The following is a 24,730-nucleotide window of genomic DNA, read 5'->3' on the forward strand; positions in this document are numbered from 1 at the left end:
AGGAACACCTTTTATTTATAAAACCTTCTATAAGTATTTCTATCTCTTGTAAACGCTAAATATATACTTTTGAAATTTCTTTTTTTAGGATTATGAATACTTTTAGAAGTTAAAAATAATGCAGAACAGAAACAAAAAATATAATAAATTATTATAAATTTTTGATATACTAAAAATTTCAATATATTAGCAATACCCATGTATGCTAATATGAATAATATATCAAACCAATATAACTTCCATATTTTTGTTTCAGCTTCTATTTCTTTTGGAATATTAAAATTCATCTACTTTTTATCTCCTTTATTTTTATCCTTTACTTTTATATTATTAAAAGAATTATTATTATTAATTTTATAACTTCTTTTTTCTAACTTATCTTTTACAGAATTTTTATTATTTAAATTATTTTTAAAACCTGTACTACTACTTGTTTTTTCTTTACTATTATTTAGTTTCTCCCCATTAAACTCATTTAATTTTTCAGCATTAGGATACTTTGTATTATTATTTGTATCAGCTCTATTTCCATCTAAAGTATTTTTACCATTATCAAGAGAACTATTGCCTCTATCTCTATCCCTACTACTTTTATTGATTTCTCCTTTTTTATTTCCATCTGTTTTAAAATTATTTAAGTTATTGTCTTTAGTAATATTTCTAGTAGAATTCTTTATAAACTCTCCTTTTCTATCCATATCCCTATGATTTTTATCTCCATTATTTAAATCAGTTCCATTAGAATTAATCTTATCTCCATCTTTAAAATTATTACCCTTCTTATTGTTTATATTATTATCTACACCATTTTTATTATTTATATTGTTTTCCACACCACTTTTATTTGTTCCATTATTCGTTGTATTATTGAAGTTTGATTTTTTATCTTTATTATCCTCCCCTGAACTTTTATTATCTTTATATGAATCCATCATATCGTTATATAAAGATGATGGTTCTTTTTCTTTTTTCATATTTGAGAATGAATCTTTAAGCCTACTTGAAGTTTTTCCACCAAATCTCAATAAACTACTTGCACCTCGCCCAGCAGTTTTAGCCCCTTGAATTCCAGCTAAAACTAATCCCCAAGAAGATTTTAACCCAGCATCTATTCCAAATATTCTTTCAATTATATTCGGACCATCTATAACTGCCCAAGAAGCACCTGTTAATACTAATAATCTTACAACGCTATCATTTGCTCCGCTTGTTGTTGCAAGCCAACCAGTAAATAATGTATATATTTTCAATAAAACAGATGTTGTTATTAATATTGCAAACATAGACAATATATTTTCAACAACAGACTTTAATCTTTTACCACCTCCAACATCACCAAATGCTAGAACTGTTGCTAAAATCCTATTAAATCCAAGTTCAATGATTATTCTACCAATCTTTAAGGAACAACATATTAATGTAGTTGCTGTAACAAGTAACGATATTATTACAACCATAAAGTTCAAATTGTATCTATAATAATTTTCATCCAAAAAGGAGAAAAAACTATCTCCTAATTCCGTAGCTTTTAATGTTCCATTTGCATTTGATATTAACTTTTTTACCAAACAACGGCTTCCTTGTTTATCTTTTATATTTCCTATATCTAATTTTTCATTTATATCTATATTCATAACATCACTTTTAGGTATGTCATTTCTTTTATCATCTAACTTATATCCAACTTTATCTAAATAATATAAATCAGATAAATTATTTTTTACAATTTCATTTCCAGTTGATGTATATTTACCTACATTTTCTCCTACAATTAAATTCGTTGCATTATTTAATGTACTCATTATTGTTGGTAATAATATTATAACAGCTAGTGAAATAGCTATATTTACTGGAATTTGTCCTTTATCCTTTTTCCTTTGTGCAATAATTTGAAAACCTAAAAAAGCTATTGCTATTGCAAATATAACCCAAAGCAACCCCTTATAATTATCTAAAAAGTTAGATATATGTGTACTTTTAAAAAAAGTATTTAATTTATATATTTGACTTATTGCATTTTCTAGTCCATTTACTAAACTAACTAATACCTCTATTAACTTCCACCCTAAAAATCTTAATCCATAACTAAATACTCCAACTAATTCTAATACTCTATTATTAGTTAAATACAATAAAAATTCTAAATCATTCATCTATTCACCTTCTTTCTCTTTTATATATTTTTCTCCCCTTTTTACATAAAGGTTTAAATTTTCATTCTCTTTTCCAATAATCTTGAAATATTCAAAACTTGATTCTCCATCTATTTTTATATCTTTTAATCTTTTATTTACTATATCTATTATCTTTTTTATCTCACTTACAGTGAAAATTTCTTTTAATTTGTATTCCTTGACTTCCTCATTATTTTTATTGTCTTTGTTTTTTTCTATATTTTCATCTATTATTTTATTTTCTCCATTACCTAGTACCATTACTTTATACTCTTTAACACCATTTTCACTTTCTTTATCTCTTACTTTCACCTTATATTCTCCTGGTGTTGTTAAATCAACATCACTATTTAATATCTGATTATCAAGTCTAAATAATATTAAATCTTCTAATTTAACATCATTATGAATACAATTAATATCAACATCTTTTGCTCTTTTAGTATTATCGAACCATTCTCCTAAATACTCGTATCTATACTTCATTCTTGTTTCATCATGGTTGTGTATTGGATTTGGTACTATTTCATTTCCCTTTTTATCTCGTCTTTTTAATGTTCTTATAACTACCATTTCACCTTCTTTGAATAACATAAGTTCATTAGCATTTATAAGTTTTCTACTATCAACACTTTCTGTAAGGTGTTTAGTTGTATCTAAGAATTCACCACTACGAGATACATTAGTTATTGTTTTATCTCCAAGCAACTCACTAATTTCATTAGCAGTATCTCTTTCAGTTGTAATAATATATATTTTGTTTGCACAATTCCCTATTATAGTTTTAGAAGCATCTTTTCCATATTTCCCCTCTATTTGTGATAATGCTTGTACTACTAATGTGAAAAATATTCTTCTACCTAAACATACTGTAAGTATCGTATCTAAATCCTCAATAGGTGGAACATTACCAAATTCATCTATAAGATAAACGACATCTCTATCACACTTTCCATTACCTTCCTCAGCAGTTTTTGCTAATACATAATATAACTGTCTTATTAACATAGAAGATACTACATAATCAGATTTATCATAATCTGGAAGGATAATAAATAAAGCTACTGGTCTATCATCCTTTTCACTATTAAACCCAATATCCTTTAAATCAATTGAATTTTTTGCTGTCAATTTTGCTATCTTCTCCATAGTGAACTTTTGTAATTCTGACATAGCAACAGAAAATATACTTCCTCTAGCACTACCTTTAGCAAAGTTTGAAGTAGCATATTGCATTTTAGCAACATTATTAGAATCTAAATTATTAAAATATTTATCTAATTCATTATTATCATTTTCATCATTAGCTGAACCTAATTCAGACAACATTTGAGCTACTGTATATAATGTAATTTTTCCTTTAGTTTTTTCTATTTCTTTTTTTAATACTATTATTTTTTCTTTATTCTTTTTTAAAAGAGTTTCATCAGTGGTATCCTTTATAAATTGTTCTCTTTTTTTCAACTCATCTTTTAAAGTTTTTATTTCAGTAAAAACCCTATCTATTACAGCAAGTATTAAAGCATTAACTAAACTCATAGCACTTTCTTGCCAAAATGGGTCTTTAACATTTGGTTTATAATACATTGCATATGTTAATGTCTTACATAGTTTTTGTGCTTCTCCTAAATCACCTTTTTCATAAGCATTAATTATAAGTTGTAGTGGATTATAAGACATAGATTTTTCAGGATTTATTAAATTTAATACCTCTATTCTATATCCCCTTTTTTCTAAAGTTTCCTTACTTGCACCAAGTAATTCTCCCTTTGGATCATTTATAACTAAACTAGCTTTTTCTTTTGCTCTACTATAAGCATCTATAGTTGGAAATAAAAACAATTCTCCTTTTCCACTTCTTGTTGTACCTATAGATAGATTATTTGATTTACTATCATCTATATAAACTCTTTTTCCAAATCTACTTATAACAACTCCACCTTTTCCATCATATCCACCATTTTTTATTTCTTCTTCTGTTTCAACTTCTGGAATAGATTTATATTGTTCATCTACTTCTTTTAAAGTGCAAAATCTACTTGTACCTTTTTGCCCTTCATTTATAGTTTCAAAACTTGTTTTTAATCTAAAATTTAATTTTATAAGTATTAATATTGTCAAAATTAATATAACTGCATAAACAAAAAAATGTTTATTAATCATATTAAAATTAAAAAGACTTTTAATTAAATTAAATTCAATGATATTTCCTTTATTATTTATATTTTTGTAAGTATTATCTAATCCAGTTGCAATTATATTTGATAATATAATTGATATAAAAATAAATGCAATAGATATAAAAAAGCTAAATTTCCAACTTGCTAGAAATTTAGCTTTCTTTATTCCTCTATTCACTTCATTATCTTCATAAAACGTAATTTTTATTCTTCTTAAAATAGCTTCTATTTTTCTTGGAATACTTTTAATTTTTATTTTATCTTGATTGAAAATAATATTTATCTTCTTCACTACGTTACCTCCTAATATTAGCTGGAATAATATCCAGCTAATAAATAGATTCAATTATTAAAAAGTTATGCTTCCTTTGAAGTATGTTGCAAATGCATTTGCACCCATTATAAAAATAAATCCTACAATTCCACCTACTATAATAGGTTTGGCTTTTTGCATACCTTCTCTACCACCCCATATCCAAGAAAATCCAGCCACTGCTAAAGCAAGTGCTAAACATATCCAACCTAAACTTTGCATATTTTTTAAAAAGTCTTTCCCTATTGTTTCCATTTGTTGAAATACATCTGTTCCAGATGCTTTTACTAATAAATTATTTAACATAAATTAATTCCTCCTACTTTAGTTCATTTCTATATAGAAATTATAAATTTCCTTTAATTTCTTTTTATTTTCCTTGTCACTTAAAAATTCTTCATGCTTTTCATTTAACCATTCTTCATATGTTACTCCTTGCGTTCTTAAAATAGCTTCAACAGTATCTTTAATCCATCCTTCTTCTTTTTTCACTGCCATTTCATCACCTCCTTTCAATAAAAAAGAACTTCTCGGCACAGCCTGTCAGAAGCTCTCTTTCTTAAAAATATCTATATAAAAAGGTGTCCCAAGGGAACACCTTTTTGTTAATTACACCTCATATTCATTATCTTTACATTTTGCTTTAGTCCTATTTTTTTCTTTATTTGTTTTTAATATTTTATTCGCTTCTTCATGAAACTCTTTATCTGCACTTATTTGCTTATTTATAATTTTCAAATTTTCTTTATCTATTTTTGCACCCTTTATATTAGAACCTAAAAATTCTGTATTTTCTATTCTACTTCCTTCAAAATTTACTCCTTTTAAATTTGCGAAAATAGCACTATCTTTTATTATTGTATTTCTTAAATTTGCATTTTCTAAATCTACATTCAATAACCTTAATCCTTTTAGTTCCTTCCCTTCTAGGTCTAATTGTTTTCCACTTGTTCCTCCTGTTTCTACCCACTTCTCGTGATATTCAATCATTTTATCTATTTCTTGTTGTGTTATTTCTTTATTATCAACATTAAAAACTTTATTCAAATCTTTATATATAGATTTTTCACTTAGAAAAAGTCCTCTTTCTTGCTCTATTTCATTATTAATTTCTTTTTTTATACTATCCAATTCTCTTTTTGCATATATTCTTTCTTCTTCTGTATCGCTAAATATCACCTCAAACTCTACAATTGACTTTTCCATCAATAAATCATTAAACTTTTCATTATCTTTAAGTCTTAATAACAAATTACCCTTTTTATCTCCAAAAGAATTAGAAATTACTTCCTTATCAATAATTTCATTTATCTCTTTTTCTTTTAACTGTAAATTCTCTTGTTCAAATTTTAACTTTAATTCTAAGTTATTTAAATTTTTCTTATAATCATCACTCCCTATATTTTCAGTTACTATTCCTCTTTCATCATAATCTATATATTCACCAGGTAAAGATTCAATATCTAATCTTATATTTTCTATACTATTTTCCATTAACATTTTTTCTTCTAACATCTCTAAAAACTGTTCATTAGTTTTTAAATTTTCTTTAATTTCAATATTTATTATCCCTTTGCTTTCTAAATAATTATTAACTTCTTTTTCTTTATTTTCTTTTTCTAATCCAATTTGATTTAAATGTTTATCTAGTATAGTTTGTTTTTCTAAATCCTCCTTTTCAAATCTTTCTTTCACATTATCAATTACATTCTTAATTGTTTCTACATATCTATCTAAATAATCATTTAATTTTTCTACAAATGATCTATCTGATAAATCATTTCTGTAATCTTTTAATGATTCTGCTATATATTTTATATCATCTTTAAATATCTCTTTATTATGCTCCTTATCATCCATAATAGAATTTATTTTCTTTATAATTGCTTCTTGTTTTACTTTATCTATAGCGTCTATAACTATATCATCTTTTATATAATCTTTAGATAATACTACTGAATTATTGTATTCTCCTTCTACACCTGACCATAAAGCAAAAGTTTTTAAATCTTCTGCTACCTTTTCTATTCCTTCCTGTTCTATTCCTTGTTTTATTTTTTCAATATCAAAAGTATTCTCAAAATATGGTTTAATATCTGCTTTAGCTCCATCTAAGCTATCTGCAATTTCACTTACTTCTTTTATTAACTTAAGTTCATCTAATCCTTCATTAACAAATTTAATTGCATTTTCATCACTACTAAAATATTCTAAATAACTTATATCTTCTTTCTTATTTATTTCACCTTTATAATTTTCTATAAATTTAATTGCATTTTCATCATTTGATTTTTCTATTTCTTTCATAATATCTATATCTTTTTCAATTCCTAAATTTATATCTAAATTAAAACTTTCTTCTTTTAAAACATCTATTTCTAATTTTTCAGTTTCTTTAGAGTTAAACATAAAAAAATCATCATTTACCTTATTTAAGATATTATTTATTTCTGATAATTCATATAAATTATCAATACTATTTTCAGAATTTAAAACTGCTACTAAAATTTTATCCTTATTCTTTTCTTTAAATTCTAAAAAATCTTTATCATTAATTAATTTATTAACTAATTTTTCTCTATACTCTTTATAAATTCTCTTTTCTTTAAAGTCGCCATAAGTGTTTATTTCATATGTTCCTTTATATTCTGTATTTATTATATGTGCAAATTTATCTTGTTCATAATAATGTATTTGTCTTCTATATCCACCAGATTCAAATACTCCATTATAAGCTTCGTAGGGATATAAACTTTCTATATCCCTACTTTCATTCAACATACTTTTTACTGCTTCCAATTCTTTTTTTCCATTACTATCATAAATTCTAAATAACTCATAATCATTTTTAAAATTTGACATTAAAATCACTCCCTATATTTCGGATTAAAAAAAGTGTCCCCTAAGGACACCTTTAATTCTTATAACTACAACTCTTTCTTTTCACAATTATTTAATATAGTTACAGTAACATCTTTTCCATAAACATAATCCAGTTCATATGCATATATACGCTCTACCATTTCCTTCTTTTTCCAATACTTCTTTACTTAATTTAAACAATTCACCCTTTGGCTCATTAAAAATAAAAGAATCTTTTGCTCTAATACTCCCCTCAAAATTCACAGATTTTAACACCTCATCTTTACTGTCACCTACATGGGTTAATACCATATTTCTTTTAGAATTCATAAAATACCATCTCCTTATTTTTTTTGTATTATAAAAGGTGTCCCCGTGGAACACCTTATTATCATTTTCAAGTTTTTCTGATATAATATTTTAATAACTAATGCTTATATATTACACTTACAAATAATATTTATAAGCACCTAAAAAGCGACTAATTTAGTCGCTTTTTAGTTATTAATCTTTTTATTAATAGATTAATTTTAATATGGAATTTTTTTATCAAACATAGTCCTAGAATAACCCAAATTATTTTTTCAACATTAACTCCAGTATTATTGCTAATTTCAATCATTCCAACCAACAAAAATGGTACTAATAATGAACTACTTACCACACTAATTAATACATTAACAGCATCAAAAATATTTATTTCTATCTTTTTATGATTACTCCAAAATAATTTATTTAAAAATAAAAATATTTCTACAACCAAAAATATCATAAAAAACGATATAACAATACTCTTATAATTAAAGATATTCCAATCCATTGTTCCAAAATAAATCAAATTTTATTACCTTCTTTCTATTATTTTTTTGCATTATAAAAAGGTGTCCTTGGGGGACACCTTTATGTTTTTTACTTTTTATCTCCATATACTAATTCATCTATCGTTACATCTAATGTTTTTTAATATATTACCAATAAATGTATCAATAGAACTCTACCATCATTTATGATTCTAATTTTTTTATTATCGCTCATATTATTAAGCTCTTCATAAATTCTTTCTTTTTGAACACTATCATTATTTAAAATATTTAATGCAATACCTACAACATTACTAGTATTTGTTTTTCTATACTGTAATGCATGTAAAATTACTTCATTGCAGAAATCTTGTGTATATTTTCTACAAGTAAAATCTAAATTTGAATTTTCATATATTTTTTCATAAATATCATTACAATATTTTATAATCTCATCTTTTCTATTATCTCTATATAATTCAACTAATCTATCACTAATTTCATTTTTAAATTCAATTTTTCCAACTCTAGTCGTTCCAATTATAAGGTTACTAAAGTCATATTCTCTTTCTTTACGTTTTTCTTTTTTAATTTTTAAAATATTTTTTAAATTCACTATCTATTTCCTCCTTAAACTTCTTCCGTAATATAACTCGTACTTTGAGCTGGCTTGTTATCTGTTACATTAAATAATTCTAAATTATTTAATATAATATCATTAAATTCATTTTCATCTATTTGTATTGGTTCTAAAATGCCATTATCAATATCTTTTGTATAACTATTAATTTCAAAAGAAACTCTATAACCGCTTTTTATTTCACAAACTGCTTGAATAAAATCAAAACTATTGCTTTCTTTAAACTTATCCTTGTCAAAATAACATTTTAATAAATTACATAAAAAACATTTTTCACCACTCTTTAACATTAAAGTTTGTTCCTTTAATTCTTCTCCCTTTGTTTTAAATAAAATCTCATTTCCTTCTATATCAAATATTTTAAATAAAACTATTACACTCATAGAACCAATTAAATCCCCCTTATATTCAAAGCTATTTTTAGGTAAGAATACATAATCATATCCTATTCTATACTTTCTAATAGGCTTAATTATATATTCTACTAATATCCTTTGAGCTTCTTTTACTGTAGACGATATGCCTATTAAGTCATCTTCTAGTTCTTTTTTCTCTACTCCTGATACACATGCCATTCCATTTGATGTCTTATATACATAGTATTTTTTCTTATTTCCACTCATTTATATCTCTCCTTTACATTTTAAAATTTAAATACTCTAAATTCTTTTCCTCACTAAAAAAGAGCGTTAATTACGCTCTTTAAGTGTATTTATTCAATTTACACCATCAGAATATATATGATTAAATAATAACTTTGTATTAAACTTCTCATTAATTTACCTCATATGAAATTTTAACTTTTCATTTAAAATTTCAAATATTTTCAGCTCTGTTCTCGTTAAAAGTGGAAAACCTAAATTCGTTTTTAACCACATATTCTTTATATACTCTAATTCTTCATAATTTAAATTTATTCTCAAATTCAATTTGTCTATAATATCAAAATTTTTGTTATATTCTCCTTCTGAAACTAGCATTCCTCTATAATTGTCAATAATTCTTTCTAATTCATTTAATAATATTCTTTCTTCCCTATCGGAATACTTCTCTTTAATAGAACATATTGCTAAATATCTTCTAAATTCAAAAATACATACAACTTCCCGCAATATAAATGTTATACCAGCTAATATTAATACTCGTTCCATATCACTCCACCTATTCTTTACATTCTTATGCTGAAATATTTTTTAAAATATTTTTTAAAATATTTTTTAATTCAACTGGTGCATATGAATTGCAAATACCTACAAGTTGTTCTAATACAAATTTATTTTTTCTCTTTCTAATTTCTAACGTATATCTTTTTCCTTCAAACATAGTAGAAAATATTCTACATCTATCCTTATTTATAGATTCTGCATATCTCCAAACACAATTGTTTTGAATAATACTTTCATGAACTATTCTCTTTCTTGTTTTTATTTCTTCAAAATCAGAACCTAATTTTAATTTTGTGAACTTGCTATTTTTAGGTATTTTTATTGTTTTAGTTTCCTTTTGTCTTAATTCTATAGAAAGCTTATCATGTTCATTTTTTAATCTTTTTAATGATTTAATTTTAATATTTAAAAGCTTCTTCGCACTCATACTCATTACTACATAATCTCTTATTAAAGTTTCATACCCTAATTCATCATCAGTTAAATTAAGTACTATTTTATAATATTCAAAGAAAAACAAGCCTATGTTATGTTTTAATATTCTCCATGGTTTAAATTCTATATCTTTTAATATATATAATTTTTGAAACTCATTTTCTTTAACATACCTTTTGCATTTCATCAATATATATCCTTTTTGCAAAGAAAATTTATTAATCATTTTAGGCACTTTTTCTTTTTTTAAATATGCTTGAATCAAATCTCTTTTATTATAATAATTTGTTAAATCATTTATTTTTATAGGTAAAAAAATATGTTCATCAATATATTCTTTTTTTATCTCTTTGACTAGCATATTTTCTTGAGATACTATATCAAATAACTCATATATACTATTATTAAAAGCCTCCCTCTCAAGTGCTGAATCAAAACTTGATAAAATATTACTTAAACTACTCAACGTTGCAGGAAGTACCTTACCTTTAATTTCATTGGTAAATATACTTAAATCCTCATTAATTATTATTGAAAAAATCTTTTCAAGACTTGATACATATACATGGTCATTATTAAAATATAATTTATTATATTTACTAAAAGTAACAACTATATATTTACTTTCATCTTTATCTCTTTTATTTAAGAGCATTTTTATACTATAGCCTTTTGCAAATATATCTCCTGAAATCTCTTTATTATTAAATGTATTTCTCAATTCTTTTTCCACTTCACAAAATTTAATTTCATATGAAAAACTTTCATCATCTATATTTAAATAACATTCATCTCCCAATATATATTTTTTATCAATATTTATTTTTGAAATAAGGCTTACATATATATTTAAAAACTTATTTTCTTTATTTGCTCTAAGTATTTTTATAAAATCCTCTTTAGTTTGCATAAATCAATCACCACACTTTTAACCTTTAAATTTTCGCACTAAAAAAAGAGGTCTAAACCTCTTTCTATCTATGTTGTAGTTAACCCACTACCAAAATAACCTATTCCTAGTTTTTTCTTTACCTTTTGCATTATTGATTTTTTTTTTGACTTCCTTAGACTTATCTTTTCTATCAACATCATTATTAACTTTAATTATTCCATTTCTACCTGTTCCAATAAAATCAAAATCAGAACATCTTCCAGTCATAGTTCTCCCAATTACAAGTTTACTAAAGTCAACTTCTCTTTCTTTATGTTTTTCTTTTTTCCTTTTAAAAATATTTTTAAAATTCATGCCTTCCTCCTTTAAAATTTTTAAAAGGTGTCCCCCGCGAACACCTTTCATTTATAATTCTTTATTATTTCTTCAACTATTCTTGTTATTTCTTCCTTTTCTTCTTTAGTAAATATATTCTCTAATTTTTCTTTATCTTGTAATATTAACACTTTTATGTACTCTGAAAATCCATTATATTTATATGATCGTACCATTGCATATTTTAATAATTTCCTTTCAGATTTTTTAAAACTTATTGAATGTATTAATCTCATTTTATTTACCATTATAAATAAACATCTTTATATACTAATTCATCTATCGTTATCTCAAATGCTCTTGATAATTTATATAGCACAAATTGAGTTGGTTTAACCTTTCCCTTTTCTATTCCAACAAGTGTTGTTTCTGCTATCCCTGCTAGTTTTGCCAATTCTTTTTGCGTTAATTCTTTTTTTAATCTTCTTTTCTTTATTCTTAATCCTATACATGTTAATGCTTCATAAATTTTAATACTGTTCACTCTAATTTCTCCTAACTTATTTATTTTATTTTTTCTAAATATCTATCTGCCTTGCTACTTGCTTTTAATAACGATAAAGTAAAAATAACTATAAAAATTATTCCTAATAAAATCATTTAAACTACTCCTTCCAAAATACTTTATTAATTTAAATTAAAATTTCTCTACTATTAAATTTTCTAACGAAATGTTTAATCCTTCTGCTAACTTTAAAACGCCTTCAAAACTTAATCTATGTTCTATATTCCTTTCTGAATCTACTATTGTTCTATGTGATACTCCACTTCGTCTCGCTAACTCTACTTGACTAAACCTATTTTTAGCTCTATACATTCTTAAATTATCTGCTAAATTAACTCGTTCCTTCATACAATCTCCTACTTTACTAATAATTCTTTATATTATATAATTATGTTAAAATACTGATTTTTAAATTATTGATTCCATAAAAATTAGAAATATAAAAAAGAACTAGAGTTAATTGTTTAACCTAGTTCTTTTTTGTATTTGTAATCCTTGTTAATCCGAAGGGTATTTCCTTCCTTCAAATATTTTATTTTGTGTCCCCTAGGGACACCTTTATTATACTATATTTAATTGCTTTTCTTTTTTAAATTTTCTACTTCACCTTTTGGATCATTCACAATTATACTTCGTCCATTTTTAAAATTATATATTATTTCTTTAATTTTAACGTCCGCCATTCCCATGCTAATTCTATCATTATTTATCATAATAAAATCACTTCCTAATCACTATCTTTTTTTATCAAACATATTAAATATACTCAAAATTAATATAAGCACATTACAAATAAAATTACTCCATAAAAGAAATTCCATTCGATAATTCCTCCAAACAATTTAATTAATTTTACAATTATCCAATATGGTTTCTTCACAAAAAATAAAGACCTAATTATTTATTAGACATTGCCTTTTGTTCTTTTTCAAATAGAAACCACCTATACAAAGTGCATTTCCTTCATTCTAAAATTTTCTTTAATTAAATTTCATCTTTTTTATCTTTAAAACTCCAACTAAGAATATAAAAATTAAAGGTATACCTATAAATAACCTTTCTCTAAATGATAAAGAGTTTGGTTTAATATCATCATGTTCAGATTGTACAAATGGAACTCTTTCCCCAGTAACAACTAACCTATGAGTATTTATTCCATAAGGCGTACAAGTTATTAAAGATACTAAATCTCGTCCTTTTTCAGTTCTTATAGAATTTATATCTTCGGGAGTAATTACCTTTATATCAAAAACTTTATAAGCTAAAGTTTTATCTAAAACTCTTATAAAAAATAAATCCCCTTTATCTAATTCATCTAAACGGGTAAATAACTTAGCACTCGGTAATCCCCTATGACCAGTTAAAACACTTCTAGTATTCGCTTCGCCTATCGGTAGACTACTTCCGAATACATGACCAACCCCAACTGATAATACTTCATCAGAAGTACCATGATATATCGGAAGATTTACATTTATTTTAGGTATTTCTATACTTCCCATTACTCCATTACCCATATTTAATATATTGTTATAGCTATCTTCATTTAGAATACTATTTTTATTACTATTAGGAGTTTGAACAGAGTACAATGCTTCATTGTACTCTACTCCTTTTCTATACTCATTTTCTAAATCATTTGTTTCTTTATTACAAACACTTTCACTATAAGTTTCAATTATATTCTTCTGATAATATCCTTCTATTAAGTTACTTACTATAGGATAAGAACAAATTAACAATCCAATAATAAACAATCCCTTAACTAATAGCTTTTTTCTAGTCATAATTAGTCCCTTATTTTTTCTTACTTTTCTTTAATAATACTATTGAACCCGCCATTAAAACTGAACCTATACCTACTAAGTATAAAGTAGCAGTAGAACCAGTTGCAGGTAACTTACTTTCGACTTTATTTATTACTGTTACATTTAATGAACCGTCAGATACATTAGTATCTAAAGTTAAATTATCCTCATTAAAAATACCCCCCCAAAAGCCTTTAACTTTTGCTGTGGCATCTAATCTTTGAAGTGTTTTATCTGTTGCACCATAACCCTTAATATAAGAGTTTCTATCCTTTGTAAATGTAGGTACAATACTTATTTCGATTGGATCAAGTAAAGGTCTATAGCCATTTGGAGCTTGAGTTTCTTTTAGGTAATACGTACCTTGGTCTAAACCAATTATATTGAATTCACCTTTCTCATTAGAAACCATTTCAACTGCTTCTTTTGGTACTCCATTAGTAGCACTATCTCTATTTATTACGATATATCCATTAGCACCCTTTTTAACGTAAACTTCATTTTTACATTCTTTATCAGAGTATAATCTAAACTTAGCATTTTCTAGCTTTACATTATTGTCATTGACTTTTAAACCATTAATTTTATAAGTGAAACATACTACTGTGTCCCAAGGTGTTTCACCAGTAGAGCCATTCCCATCACCATCGGGATTATTTGAGAATTCTAATTTGACATCATTTTCAAAACCTGGTCTCCCAGTATCATTACTTGCCTTATCATTTAAAGTAGCATTATAAGATAAAGTAACTTTTTGACCATATACATTTTCACCTAACGAGTTCTTCTTGTTAAACTCTCTATCTACAATTGATTTAATATCTTTAATTTCAACTTTGAAAGTTTCACCATTACCTGGTTTTTCTATAACGTTAAACTCATTATTTTTCAATGTATAAGACTTTCCAATCTCATCAGAAATCTTAATAGAAACAGAATCTTTGTTAAATGTTAAAGCTTCGTCCATTTTATCATGCCATGCATAATAATAAGTATGATAGCCATTCATGTTCGGTACATTAGACTCAAACTTATACGGAACTGTTTGACCAACCTCAAAATCTCCTATATCATTCCACCCATTATCACCAACAGAACTTATATTATCATCTTCTTTTATTTTCTTAATTACAGTTGGAAAATCTGATTTAACTTGCATAGTAACATTAGGATTAGCCGTGTTTACCATACATAAAGAGCTTGCGGAATGAGTACCTGCAACTGCTGACACTTCATCAACTATATAATACCCAAACTCTAGTCCAGTAAGTTGTATACTATTATCTTTTCTAACTTCTGTCACATCAACAACATCTGATTTTATGCCTAACCTAACAATCTCATTTCTTAAATCTTCTACAAAGTATCTAAAGTCACTATATCGCCCCTCATTAGCTTGATTATGATTAGCACCTTCAACCTTGTTATTATTTAAAGACTGAATATAATCTATAATTTCATATTCAGTAACACTATTTGGCGTTTTATTTAAATACTTTCCTATAATGTTTTTTAAGGCTTGTGCATACTCTGGATTTACTGTGTAATTAATAGAATCCCCACCAGTTGAGTTTTGAGCGTTAAATAGCTTATAAACATTAAACTTCTTACCTATTAAAACTTGGTTTCCATTATTTCCGTTTATTGTTATACTAGCCTTTCCTTTACCAAAATCAGCTATACCATTTGGTGTAGCTTTTGTATTAAAAGCAAATGTTACTTCTTGCTTTACATTGTCAGCATGAGCTACTACTGGTAAAAAACTCGTTGTCATAACTCCTGTCACTAAAAAGCACGATGCTATACATTTTAAAATTTTTTGTTTCATCTTATTACCCCCTATTTCCCTTTCTATTTACTTTTTTAAGCAATAAAAAAGATACACCTATTAAACTAATTCCAACTACTATTAAAGGTATCATAGCCTTAGAACCAGTAGCTGGTAGTTTCATAGATGTATAATTTACTACTTGTATACTTATTACTCTATCTTTCATATTTCCTTCAACATGAATATCACCACTTGTTGAGTTTTGATTGTATTCTTTACCATCTATAGTGGTAATAAATTCTCCAGTAACCCAGTTGTTTTTAGTAACTACTACCTCATAAACATGAGGTTTACCATTAGAATCAACAGGTATTCTATATCCTACTGGAGCTTTTGTTTCTTTTAGATAATACTTAACACCGACCTTTAAATTTTCAAATGATAACTCTCCGTTGCTATTTGAAATAGCCTTACCTATTTCATTTTTACAATCTTTATCAGAGTATACAGTGAACTCTGCTCCTTCTAAAGCAGTATTTTTTTCATTTACCTTAATCACTTTAATTTTAAAAGGACGCGGTTTGACTTCATTCTCAATAGTAAAATTGTATTCTTTATTTTCAGTTATATTAACTTTAATAGGTGTATTATCTATTAAATATCCATCTAGTCCCCTTGTTTCAACGAATTTATATTCTCCGTATTTTAAGTCTTTACTCTTAGCATTACCATTTTCATCAGTAACTAAATGATCTACTACTTTTTCATTAATATCTAATACATCAAACTCTACACCTTGTAATGGTTCCTTAGTTTCTTTATCTATCTTATGAATTGAAATAGAGCCTTTAATAATTCTATTAGTTACAGTTAATTCAATAGTTTGTTGCTTGTCTGTTATAGTTGCAAAATATTCTTTTCCATCTAAAACATACTTATTAGGAGCTTTAATTTCTTTAAATATAAGCTCTGTTCCAAATGGATATAAATTAGTCATTGCTTCACCATTTTTATCAGTTGTTAGTGTTTCCACCACCTTACCAGTCTTTTTGTCTTTAACTTCAAATTTAGCCCCTTCTAGCTTTTCTCCAGTTTCTTCATCAACTTTAATAATTTTAACTTGTCCCTTAATAACTTCTTCTTTTACAATAGGAACATTATAGGTATTAACATTATCAGCAGTTCCATTAGAAGTTATTTTTCTAACAAATATTTCATGATTAATCTTATATCCTCTAGGAGCCTTTGTCTCTTGCATTGTTAATGTTCCAAGTGGCAAAACAGGGACTCCAAAAGTAGAATAATAAAATTTATCGCCAGATATCTTATAATTATCATTTAATTCTGCATAACCATATTTATCTGTTTTTAATACCCATATTCTGGTAGGCTTTTTCCCTAACTTTTCTGGATTTACATTTTCACCATAGCTTCCTTCGTAAAACTTAAATGTAAATTCTGCATTTTCTAAAGCTCCACTACCTTGTGGTCTATTAGTTCCATTTTCAGAATCTACTTTTTTAAGTACAATTCCTACAGGGTCAGTCTGAGGTCTATCTTTATATCTTCCAATAGACTTTTTATCTGAATTAACTTTAATAGAGTATATTTTAGTATCTAAAGCGTATCCTTTCGGTGATTTTATCTCTTTTATATAGTACGTTCCTTCATCTAAAGATACCGTATTAGATTTACCATTAGAATCTGTTTTTAGTTCAGCCACTTTGTTTGTTGCATTAGAATTCTTATAAACGCCATATACTGCTCCTTCTAATGAGTAACAGTTATTTCCGTTAGTTATTGAAGTATCAGTAGAACTTTTTTCAATTTGAAGTGTTCCTTTGGGACTATAGTTCCAATATGCTAAATCTTGAGTTCTTCCTCCGTTTGTATCTACAAAAAATACTTTAAATCCACTTGGTGGACTTGCCATTTTAGACACTCTATTTACAAAAGCTTTTGCTTTTGGTCCTCCACTACCAGTATTAGCATAAGATAACCCTAAGCTTGTCATAACCCAACCGTAGTTGCCTTTCATATCCCACAATTGTTTTGGTCCACCATAACCATAATAAAGAACTTTTCTTACAGTTTCCTTTGTAACCAATCTAACATTAGATGTTGATGAACCTTTAGCTGGACTGGTAGCACTATGTTGTGCACAAAAAGCCATCTTTCCATTAACTTCATATTTACCAACAGTACTTCCACCTGCACTAACCATTTCATATCTAGTAACTGTTCTAGGGTCTATACCTTGCATAAGATTACTTGACCAAGCTTCTAAATCATTTTCCGTCACAGTATCAACTAATATATTTGCTCCAATTTCATTTATATCAGCTTCACTTCGTCCATCATAATAATCATCTATAAGGAAATATCTATCATCAACATATTTTTCTAATCCAAGTTCTCTAGCTTTTTCTTTTCTAGCTTCAATTTGCTCGGGTAACATCTTAACCCCTTTAATATATTGATTTATAATATTTTCTTTATCTCCATCACGATTTAACGCTTGTACACTTTCAACTGGAAGTATGGACATTCCAATAGTTCCAAGTACCATACAAGACACAATCTTTTTCAAATTTTTCTTTATTTTCTTTATCATATTTCCCCTCCCTCATAAATTTTCACTTAATTTTTTGCATAATAAAAAGTGTCCTCGGGGGACACCTTATTTTTACTCTCATAATTTCTCCTTTCTAATTCCCTTATTTACTACCAAAGACTTTGGTTAACTATTAACTAAGGTCTTTATTACTTCCTACTTTTAATCAAATCATTTGCAAATCTATATTAACCTTCTAAATCCTTCATACAACTACCAAAGCTACTTAAAGGTCTATTCTTCCAAGGTTTTAGTATATTTGATTTCTGCTTTATTTCTTGACACTTTTTTACTCTAATTTCTGCCCTTCCCATTTAACTAACTCCTACAATATTAATTTTAAGCAAATAGAATGACTTAGAGTAAATTTACTCTAAGTCATTTTGTAAAAAATATATTTAAAAAGAATTTTTATCTATGTTTTTATTTATCTAAAAAGTACCTTTGGAAATAGAAACTATCATAAATAAAAATTCTTGAAAACAGTTTATTTACTTGCCCCACAACTGCATTTATAACCAGTAGTTACTGTTTCATCATAGGCTTTTTTATCTACTACCCATTTTTTATTATAAATAGCTTCATGTTTTACTATTTTAGTGCCTACTTGAACTTTCTTCCATTCAGTATGCCATCCGCCTTTTTCTCCATTTAGTGCATGGTTTCTATTATGTTCTGTTATATTACTTGTAATATCTTTTCCGCACCCATTACAAATAGCTCTTTCTTTTTCTTCATAAACTGGAACTTTTTCAGTCCAAGCTGGTTTAACAACTACATTTTCATAATGTCCTTGCTCTTTATGATGAACTACCTTAGTGATAGGTGTCCAACTATGACTATGAGATGTATTTCCACTACCATTTGGTTTGCTGGAAGTTGATGTATTTGGTTTTGATTGACTATTATTACTTGATGAACTTGAATTATTGCTTTGTTTACTATTTTGATTATTACTTCCATTTCCTATAGTGCTTGAACTTGATTGACTATTTCCTTTTGATTGACTGCCATTTCCTGCACTAGTCACTCCATTACTATTATTTGATTTTTCATCTTTATTTTCTTGTTTATTTTCAATTGTATTACTATCAGTCTTATTATTTGATGTATTTTCTTGATTATCAACTTGTCCATTTGTTTCATTATCTTTTTGACCATCTTTATTCTCATTAGAATTATCTGATGTATTTTCGGCAGTTGCTTCTTGTTTTTGGAGAGTGATATTTTCTTTATTTTTTACAACTTCCGAAGGATTACTTGTATATTTATATATGCCATAACCTCCACCAATTAATAATACCCCTACTAACACTCCACCAATAATTCCTACACTTTTCTTATTTGCTTTTACCCAATTTAAAATCTTCTCTTTATTCATATATGTACTCTCTCTTTCTCAATTAAATCTAAACTTTATAAATATTACCTATTTTTATTATTTTAATCTAATTTCTAAAAATATACAAATTCTATTATTATATTTATATAAGTCCCACACTTTTACCTAAAGCAAAGTTTAACTCTTTAATTGTGTTAAAATCTAAAGAACCTATTCTTTCTATCAATTTTCTTTTATCTAAGGTTCTTATTTGTTCTAATAGTATAGTAGAATCTTTCTCTAATTCCTCATTACGTAAATCAACATGAACTGGTAATGAATTTTTCCTTTGTGATGTTATAGATGCTACTATTACTGTAGGACTATATTTATTTCCTATATCATTTTGAATTATTATAACAGGTCTAATTCCAGCTTGTTCTGATCCATCTTTTTCTCCTAAATCTGCATAAAATATATCTCCCCTTTTATAATTATTGTTTATTAATCCTAGCCTAATAAACTCATTTCTAAGTTGTTCCATTCCTCATCACTCCTTTCTCTCTGTGGAAAATCATTAAACCTAATATATTTATGTATTTTATTATTTTTATGTACTTTATTTCTTATATTAATCAATTTTGATTTAAATAAACTTTGTTTGTTTACTTTATCTTCTATTACCTTTTCTATGTACTTTACCATTCCATTAATATGTATATCTTTTTTATCTAATATGTAACTTAAACTTTCAATAACTTGAAAGTATGTCCTAGAACCAGTTTTAATACCTACTTCATTAATAACTTCATAAGCCGTTTCTATTACTGTTTCTTTACTTGCAACCTTTAATTCATCAGTCTTTTTATTCTCCTTCACTTCATTTTCCTTTACATTCTCATATTTATCTTTTTTTATTTCTTTTAAAAATTCTTCTTTTTTATCAGAAATTTCATTTAAAATTTTCTTACCATAAAATTTTAATCTTCCTACTTTTTTTATATCTAAAAGCTTAAATTCAACTAATAATTTTGCTAACTCTTTAAAATAAGTTAAAGAAATTTCTTTATGATACCTTTTAAATTTCTTGTATAATCTATCAAGTGATATTTCTAAAAAACCACTAACTGTATTTACATATTTATTTATATATTGAAAAACTGACATAGCCTTTTTTCTTTTATTATCACTTGTTATTTTATTTAATTTCAATAGTTCTTCATCATTAAAATTAATCCTGTACCTTTTTCTCTTTTTTCCTACTTCTAGCTTCATTATGCTAATACCTACCTTCTTAAATCAATATTATTAGGCATATCCCAACAATAATCATTGCCTTTTTTTAATATTAACTTGCTATTTTTAACTTGATATGCAGATTTGCATACTCTTGCTAAACTTATATTGCTTATTATTTTTGAATTTTCTAAAGCAATTATTTTCAACTCATTTTTTCTATCTTTTCTAATAATTTCTGCTTCTTTTTCTATCTTATCTAAATTTTTTAATTCCTTTTTTAATTTTTGGATTTCCTTTTGTATTGCTTCTTTTGTTCTACCAATTCTATTACCAATTTCTTTTGCCGTATATCCAGATTTAAACATAGAAAATATTTTTTCTCTTTCTTCTGTTGTATAATTACCTTTTTTTATCATTTTAAAGTTCTCCTAAAAAAGTGTATAGTTCACCCCAACCCAAAGGTGTGGAAAATTCACATTTTATTTACATTTATTCAATTTATATTTTTTCTGTTTTAATAAACAAAAAACTCACTTATTGTTTAAATTAAATAAATAGCTTATTTATACTATTAATTTAATAACAATTAGTGAGTTTTTTCAAAATTCATTTAATACTATGAGAGTTGTTCTCCTCTCAAAAATATATAATTTATATAAACCAATTAAACTTATCTATTTATAAATTATATTATCTCTATCGAAGTAATATTTTCTAATTTTATTATTTTCAAAGCATTTTCATTATTTTTATTTATATATTCAATTCTTAACCATATCTCATCAACAGATCTAACTATTCCTTTTATAATATTCCCTGATCCATTATCATCTACATAAACTAAATCTAAAATTATTTTACACTCTTTACCTACGCACTCTTTTATGGTATCAGTTAGAATTTTTTTAGATTTATTTTTTCTATCTAAACTTTCTTTTTCTTCAATTCTATTTATTAATGCATCAGATAATCTATCTATAAATTTATCTGATGCTATAGAAGAACTAGCTTCTTCTACGCCATATTTTACTGCCAATTTTATAATATAATAAAATACTATCCCAAGAATAAACCAAAGCATAATATCTTTCCCCCATACCTAATTTAAATAACCATAACTTAACCAATTCTAATTTCAATATTACTTTTTATTAAGACTTTCTTCCTTCCTAAACCATTCATTTGCTAACTCTAATTGGTTTTTCTTTTCATACATAAGTCCTAATCCTCTATATAATCCCGATTCCTCTGGATTTTTTTCTATACCCTCTTTTAATAATTTTTCAGCTTTATCATACTCATTTCCGTTAATATATATGTTTGCTAATGAAGAATATGCTCTTGGATTGTTCTCTATTAAAATATATTTTTTTAATGCCTTTTCCTTCTCATTCATATATTTATCTGAATATATTTTTTCTTCCTTAGTCCTATCCTTATCAGCATTTCTAAATTCAAAAAATTGTTTAGTAAAGTTATCCTTTAAATTTTCATTCATAATCCTTTCAAGATCTTCTATAGAAATCCCTACAACTTCTTTAAAAGCAGTATTAAAATCTGATTCCTTACTTTTTAATATAATATCTTTTAATTTATTTTCACCTTTTAATATAACTATCCGTCTCACTGCATACTTACTTTGCATATATATTGTATTTTCTTTTTTTAAATTCTTTTCCCACTGCTCAGTAGTCACAAGCTTATTAAAAGGTACTATTTTATTAATTTCTGTAATATAGTTTGTATCGGCAATATGTTCTGCCACTCCTTCAATAAACCACAAAGGAATAGTTGAAATATCTATCTCATTCGCCTTGAAGAATTCAAACATTACATGATGAGTATATTCATGTATTAATGAATCCTGTAACTTCAAGGTTCCTAATGCATCATCATATGCATCCTTTCCATAAAAATAAATATTTTTAGTAAGTGGAATATACATACCATCTAAACCTTCTGAATTATATCGCCCTTCAAATACATCTTTTATATAATCAAACTTAATAGTTACAGGTGATTTATCAAAATCTCCAAAAACTCTATTATTAGATTTTATTGCCTTATCTAAAATTAAATTTATATTATTTAATGCTGGTTCTAATTTTTCTGTATAAAGAATTTTATAATCTTCTTTTTCTTCCTTTTTAAATACATCATTATATCCTTCTGGTTCCATCTCTGTTTTTTCTAAAACAGCATATAAAGCTACACTCCTATCTTCTTCTCTATAAATCTCCACCACTGTAATTGTCATAACAACAACTATTCCTATAAGTATTAGATTTAATGTACAAAACAATATATCCTTTACTTTACTACCCTTTTCTTTATTTACTATGTTTTTAACTATCTTAATTGTACTAAAAATTAAGATTAAACTTAGGATTAATGCTAAAATTATATTACCTTTAAAATTCAAAAATATTGGTAACAATATGTATACTAACATAGTTATAAGATATACTATTATCTTTAATCCTGCCTTTATAATTCCCATACGCTTCCCCCTAATGTTATTTTATAGACATTTCCTAAAACCCATGATGATTATAACATATTTTGTAATTTATGTATCAAAAATCATCTATTTAAAATACATTTCTTTACAATATCTCTTTCATAATTATTTGAATATTAATCCATAATTTAAAATAAAAATATTTTACCTTCTATAAACAAATGAAATAATTAGTTAAATATATAATTACATTATTTCTATAAAACTCTCCATATTTTGTCTTAATAGATATTAAGTAAAATAATTTTATAAAATACTTATTAATATAGTTCATACTCCGTTAAGACTTTACAATATATGAGGTTTTTCTAATTAGATAAATTTGTATAAAAAAGATATAATATAATCATTAAATTATGACTAGGAGGAATACTATTATGCCAAGAAAATCTCTTATTCTAACAATACTATCTTTTGGAGTATTTATTGTAACATTAGTTTTACTTGCTTGGTGCGTTGGATATAAAAAGCAATATAATCTTATGGAAAGTTTAAATGTACCACTTGTTATGTCTGCATTTGCTTTTATAATAAACTTTAGAAACTACAGAAAATTTGGTAAAGAACAAGATAAAGCTAGAGCTAAAATAAAAGTTAGAAATTAATAACTTAATTTCATCTAAAAAATCCTATAAAAACAATTAAAATAAATTTATTAATTGTTTCTATAGGATTTTTTATTATTTGTCCTTATATATTTTCTTGTTTATTTTCACTCTCTACGCCTAATTTTTCTGCAATTTTATTTAACGTCTTATTTATACGTTTAGATTCTACTATAAGCTGATTTAAAAATAACATTATACTTAGTAATAATACTACTAAGATTAATGCAAATATACTAAAATATATATCCACAATTATGCTCCTCCATTTCTTTAATAGGTAAATATTCCTATTTTTATAATATCAAACATAATCATATAATTTTAACTTTTAAACTAATATTAATAAAAAAATTAATTCTTTACTATATAATTAAGAATTAAATCTTCTTAATTTAGTAATTATTTGTTTACCCTTTTGCACCTAATATACATACATATTTAAAATCTAATATTAATTCTTATTTCATCAATGGTGGTATAATAAATATAAGGTAATTATTACTAAA

29 protein-coding genes are annotated in these 24,730 nt (G+C 25.6%); 1 reads left to right on the top strand and 28 read right to left on the bottom strand.

Going from position 1 to position 24,730, the window contains the following annotated elements; all coding sequences use genetic code 11:
• Nucleotides 1–11: 11 nt before the first annotated feature.
• From K5V21_RS12650 to K5V21_RS12775, 27 genes are all read right to left on the bottom strand, one after another.
• Nucleotides 12–287: a DUF5592 family protein gene (locus K5V21_RS12650; RefSeq protein ID WP_221861559.1), complete on the bottom strand. Its 276-nt coding sequence runs from the start codon at nucleotides 285–287 to the stop codon at nucleotides 12–14.
• Nucleotides 288–2,153 carry a pLS20_p028 family conjugation system transmembrane protein gene (locus K5V21_RS12655; RefSeq protein WP_221861560.1) on the bottom strand — a complete coding sequence of 622 codons (1,866 nt, stop codon included), beginning with the start codon at nucleotides 2,151–2,153 and terminating at the stop codon, nucleotides 288–290.
• Nucleotides 2,154–4,646 (bottom strand): VirD4-like conjugal transfer protein, CD1115 family, encoded by a 2,493-nt coding sequence (locus K5V21_RS12660; RefSeq protein ID WP_307495444.1) that lies wholly within the window; start codon nucleotides 4,644–4,646, stop codon nucleotides 2,154–2,156.
• A 57-nt stretch (nucleotides 4,647–4,703) separates the two neighbouring features.
• On the bottom strand, nucleotides 4,704–4,973 hold the full coding sequence (locus K5V21_RS12665; RefSeq protein WP_221861561.1) for a hypothetical protein: 270 nt from the start codon (nucleotides 4,971–4,973) through the stop codon (nucleotides 4,704–4,706).
• 18 nt (nucleotides 4,974–4,991) lie between these two features.
• On the bottom strand, nucleotides 4,992–5,165 hold the full coding sequence (locus K5V21_RS12670) for a hypothetical protein (protein ID WP_221861562.1): 174 nt from the start codon (nucleotides 5,163–5,165) through the stop codon (nucleotides 4,992–4,994).
• A 111-nt stretch (nucleotides 5,166–5,276) separates the two neighbouring features.
• On the bottom strand, nucleotides 5,277–7,529 hold the full coding sequence (locus K5V21_RS12675) for a pentapeptide repeat-containing protein (protein WP_221861563.1): 2,253 nt from the start codon (nucleotides 7,527–7,529) through the stop codon (nucleotides 5,277–5,279).
• A 135-nt stretch (nucleotides 7,530–7,664) separates the two neighbouring features.
• The gene (locus K5V21_RS12680; protein ID WP_221861564.1) at nucleotides 7,665–7,859 is read right to left on the bottom strand and encodes a hypothetical protein; all 195 of its coding nucleotides are present in this window, start codon (nucleotides 7,857–7,859) and stop codon (nucleotides 7,665–7,667) included.
• A 151-nt stretch (nucleotides 7,860–8,010) separates the two neighbouring features.
• Complete coding sequence (locus K5V21_RS12685) at nucleotides 8,011–8,367, bottom strand: hypothetical protein (RefSeq protein WP_221861565.1); 357 nt, start codon at nucleotides 8,365–8,367, stop codon at nucleotides 8,011–8,013.
• 122 nt (nucleotides 8,368–8,489) lie between these two features.
• Nucleotides 8,490–8,945 carry a hypothetical protein gene (locus K5V21_RS12690; protein WP_221861566.1) on the bottom strand — a complete coding sequence of 152 codons (456 nt, stop codon included), beginning with the start codon at nucleotides 8,943–8,945 and terminating at the stop codon, nucleotides 8,490–8,492.
• Between the two features lie 14 nt (nucleotides 8,946–8,959).
• Nucleotides 8,960–9,592: a hypothetical protein gene (locus K5V21_RS12695; RefSeq protein ID WP_221861567.1), complete on the bottom strand. Its 633-nt coding sequence runs from the start codon at nucleotides 9,590–9,592 to the stop codon at nucleotides 8,960–8,962.
• 156 nt (nucleotides 9,593–9,748) lie between these two features.
• Complete coding sequence (locus K5V21_RS12700; RefSeq protein WP_221861568.1) at nucleotides 9,749–10,120, bottom strand: hypothetical protein; 372 nt, start codon at nucleotides 10,118–10,120, stop codon at nucleotides 9,749–9,751.
• A 25-nt stretch (nucleotides 10,121–10,145) separates the two neighbouring features.
• On the bottom strand, nucleotides 10,146–11,480 hold the full coding sequence (locus K5V21_RS12705) for a PcfJ domain-containing protein (protein ID WP_221861569.1): 1,335 nt from the start codon (nucleotides 11,478–11,480) through the stop codon (nucleotides 10,146–10,148).
• Between the two features lie 87 nt (nucleotides 11,481–11,567).
• A complete protein-coding gene (locus K5V21_RS12710) occupies nucleotides 11,568–11,816 on the bottom strand; it encodes a hypothetical protein (RefSeq protein ID WP_221861570.1) in 249 nt (82 codons plus the stop codon).
• A 47-nt stretch (nucleotides 11,817–11,863) separates the two neighbouring features.
• Complete coding sequence (locus tag K5V21_RS12715; protein ID WP_245000718.1) at nucleotides 11,864–12,085, bottom strand: hypothetical protein; 222 nt, start codon at nucleotides 12,083–12,085, stop codon at nucleotides 11,864–11,866.
• Nucleotides 12,085–12,321, bottom strand: coding sequence for a helix-turn-helix domain-containing protein (locus K5V21_RS19385; RefSeq protein ID WP_307495446.1), 237 nt, complete (start codon nucleotides 12,319–12,321; stop codon nucleotides 12,085–12,087). The genes K5V21_RS12715 and K5V21_RS19385 overlap by 1 nt, the downstream gene beginning before the upstream one ends.
• 153 nt (nucleotides 12,322–12,474) lie before the next feature.
• Entirely contained in the window at nucleotides 12,475–12,690 is a 216-nt protein-coding gene (locus tag K5V21_RS12725; protein ID WP_221861571.1) for a helix-turn-helix transcriptional regulator, read from the bottom strand.
• 224 nt (nucleotides 12,691–12,914) lie between these two features.
• Nucleotides 12,915–13,055 carry a hypothetical protein gene (locus K5V21_RS12730; RefSeq protein WP_221861572.1) on the bottom strand — a complete coding sequence of 47 codons (141 nt, stop codon included), beginning with the start codon at nucleotides 13,053–13,055 and terminating at the stop codon, nucleotides 12,915–12,917.
• Nucleotides 13,056–13,322: 267 nt separating this feature from the next.
• On the bottom strand, nucleotides 13,323–14,129 hold the full coding sequence (locus K5V21_RS12735; RefSeq protein ID WP_245000719.1) for a class C sortase: 807 nt from the start codon (nucleotides 14,127–14,129) through the stop codon (nucleotides 13,323–13,325).
• 10 nt (nucleotides 14,130–14,139) lie between these two features.
• Nucleotides 14,140–15,978 (bottom strand): isopeptide-forming domain-containing fimbrial protein, encoded by a 1,839-nt coding sequence (locus K5V21_RS12740; protein ID WP_245000720.1) that lies wholly within the window; start codon nucleotides 15,976–15,978, stop codon nucleotides 14,140–14,142.
• A gap of 4 nt (nucleotides 15,979–15,982) precedes the next feature.
• Nucleotides 15,983–18,535, bottom strand: a complete 2,553-nt coding sequence (locus K5V21_RS12745; protein ID WP_221861573.1) for a SpaA isopeptide-forming pilin-related protein — start codon at nucleotides 18,533–18,535, stop codon at nucleotides 15,983–15,985.
• Between the two features lie 188 nt (nucleotides 18,536–18,723).
• A complete protein-coding gene (locus K5V21_RS19540) occupies nucleotides 18,724–18,849 on the bottom strand; it encodes a hypothetical protein (protein WP_280637800.1) in 126 nt (41 codons plus the stop codon).
• Between the two features lie 173 nt (nucleotides 18,850–19,022).
• Complete coding sequence (locus K5V21_RS12750) at nucleotides 19,023–19,916, bottom strand: hypothetical protein (protein WP_221861574.1); 894 nt, start codon at nucleotides 19,914–19,916, stop codon at nucleotides 19,023–19,025.
• Between the two features lie 103 nt (nucleotides 19,917–20,019).
• Nucleotides 20,020–20,400, bottom strand: a complete 381-nt coding sequence (locus tag K5V21_RS12755; protein ID WP_221861575.1) for a type II toxin-antitoxin system PemK/MazF family toxin — start codon at nucleotides 20,398–20,400, stop codon at nucleotides 20,020–20,022.
• On the bottom strand, nucleotides 20,367–21,131 hold the full coding sequence (locus tag K5V21_RS12760; RefSeq protein ID WP_221861576.1) for a hypothetical protein: 765 nt from the start codon (nucleotides 21,129–21,131) through the stop codon (nucleotides 20,367–20,369). Before K5V21_RS12760 ends, K5V21_RS12755 begins: the two co-directional genes overlap by 34 nt.
• A gap of 11 nt (nucleotides 21,132–21,142) precedes the next feature.
• The gene (locus K5V21_RS12765; protein ID WP_221861577.1) at nucleotides 21,143–21,511 is read right to left on the bottom strand and encodes a helix-turn-helix domain-containing protein; all 369 of its coding nucleotides are present in this window, start codon (nucleotides 21,509–21,511) and stop codon (nucleotides 21,143–21,145) included.
• A 269-nt stretch (nucleotides 21,512–21,780) separates the two neighbouring features.
• A complete protein-coding gene (locus K5V21_RS12770) occupies nucleotides 21,781–22,176 on the bottom strand; it encodes a hypothetical protein (RefSeq protein ID WP_221861578.1) in 396 nt (131 codons plus the stop codon).
• A 60-nt stretch (nucleotides 22,177–22,236) separates the two neighbouring features.
• Nucleotides 22,237–23,595 (bottom strand): DUF2268 domain-containing putative Zn-dependent protease, encoded by a 1,359-nt coding sequence (locus K5V21_RS12775; protein WP_221861579.1) that lies wholly within the window; start codon nucleotides 23,593–23,595, stop codon nucleotides 22,237–22,239.
• A 398-nt stretch (nucleotides 23,596–23,993) separates the two neighbouring features.
• Here K5V21_RS12775 and K5V21_RS12780 point away from each other — a divergent pair, with 398 nt between their 5' ends.
• Nucleotides 23,994–24,221, top strand: coding sequence for a hypothetical protein (locus K5V21_RS12780; protein WP_204593536.1), 228 nt, complete (start codon nucleotides 23,994–23,996; stop codon nucleotides 24,219–24,221).
• Nucleotides 24,222–24,306: 85 nt separating this feature from the next.
• Here the strand turns inward: K5V21_RS12780 and K5V21_RS12785 are convergent, their stop codons facing one another.
• The gene (locus tag K5V21_RS12785; RefSeq protein ID WP_221861580.1) at nucleotides 24,307–24,474 is read right to left on the bottom strand and encodes a hypothetical protein; all 168 of its coding nucleotides are present in this window, start codon (nucleotides 24,472–24,474) and stop codon (nucleotides 24,307–24,309) included.
• Nucleotides 24,475–24,730: the final 256 nt, after the last annotated feature.

Source organism: Clostridium sardiniense, from assembly GCF_019753795.1.
GTDB lineage: Bacteria > Bacillota > Clostridia > Clostridiales > Clostridiaceae > Clostridium > Clostridium sardiniense.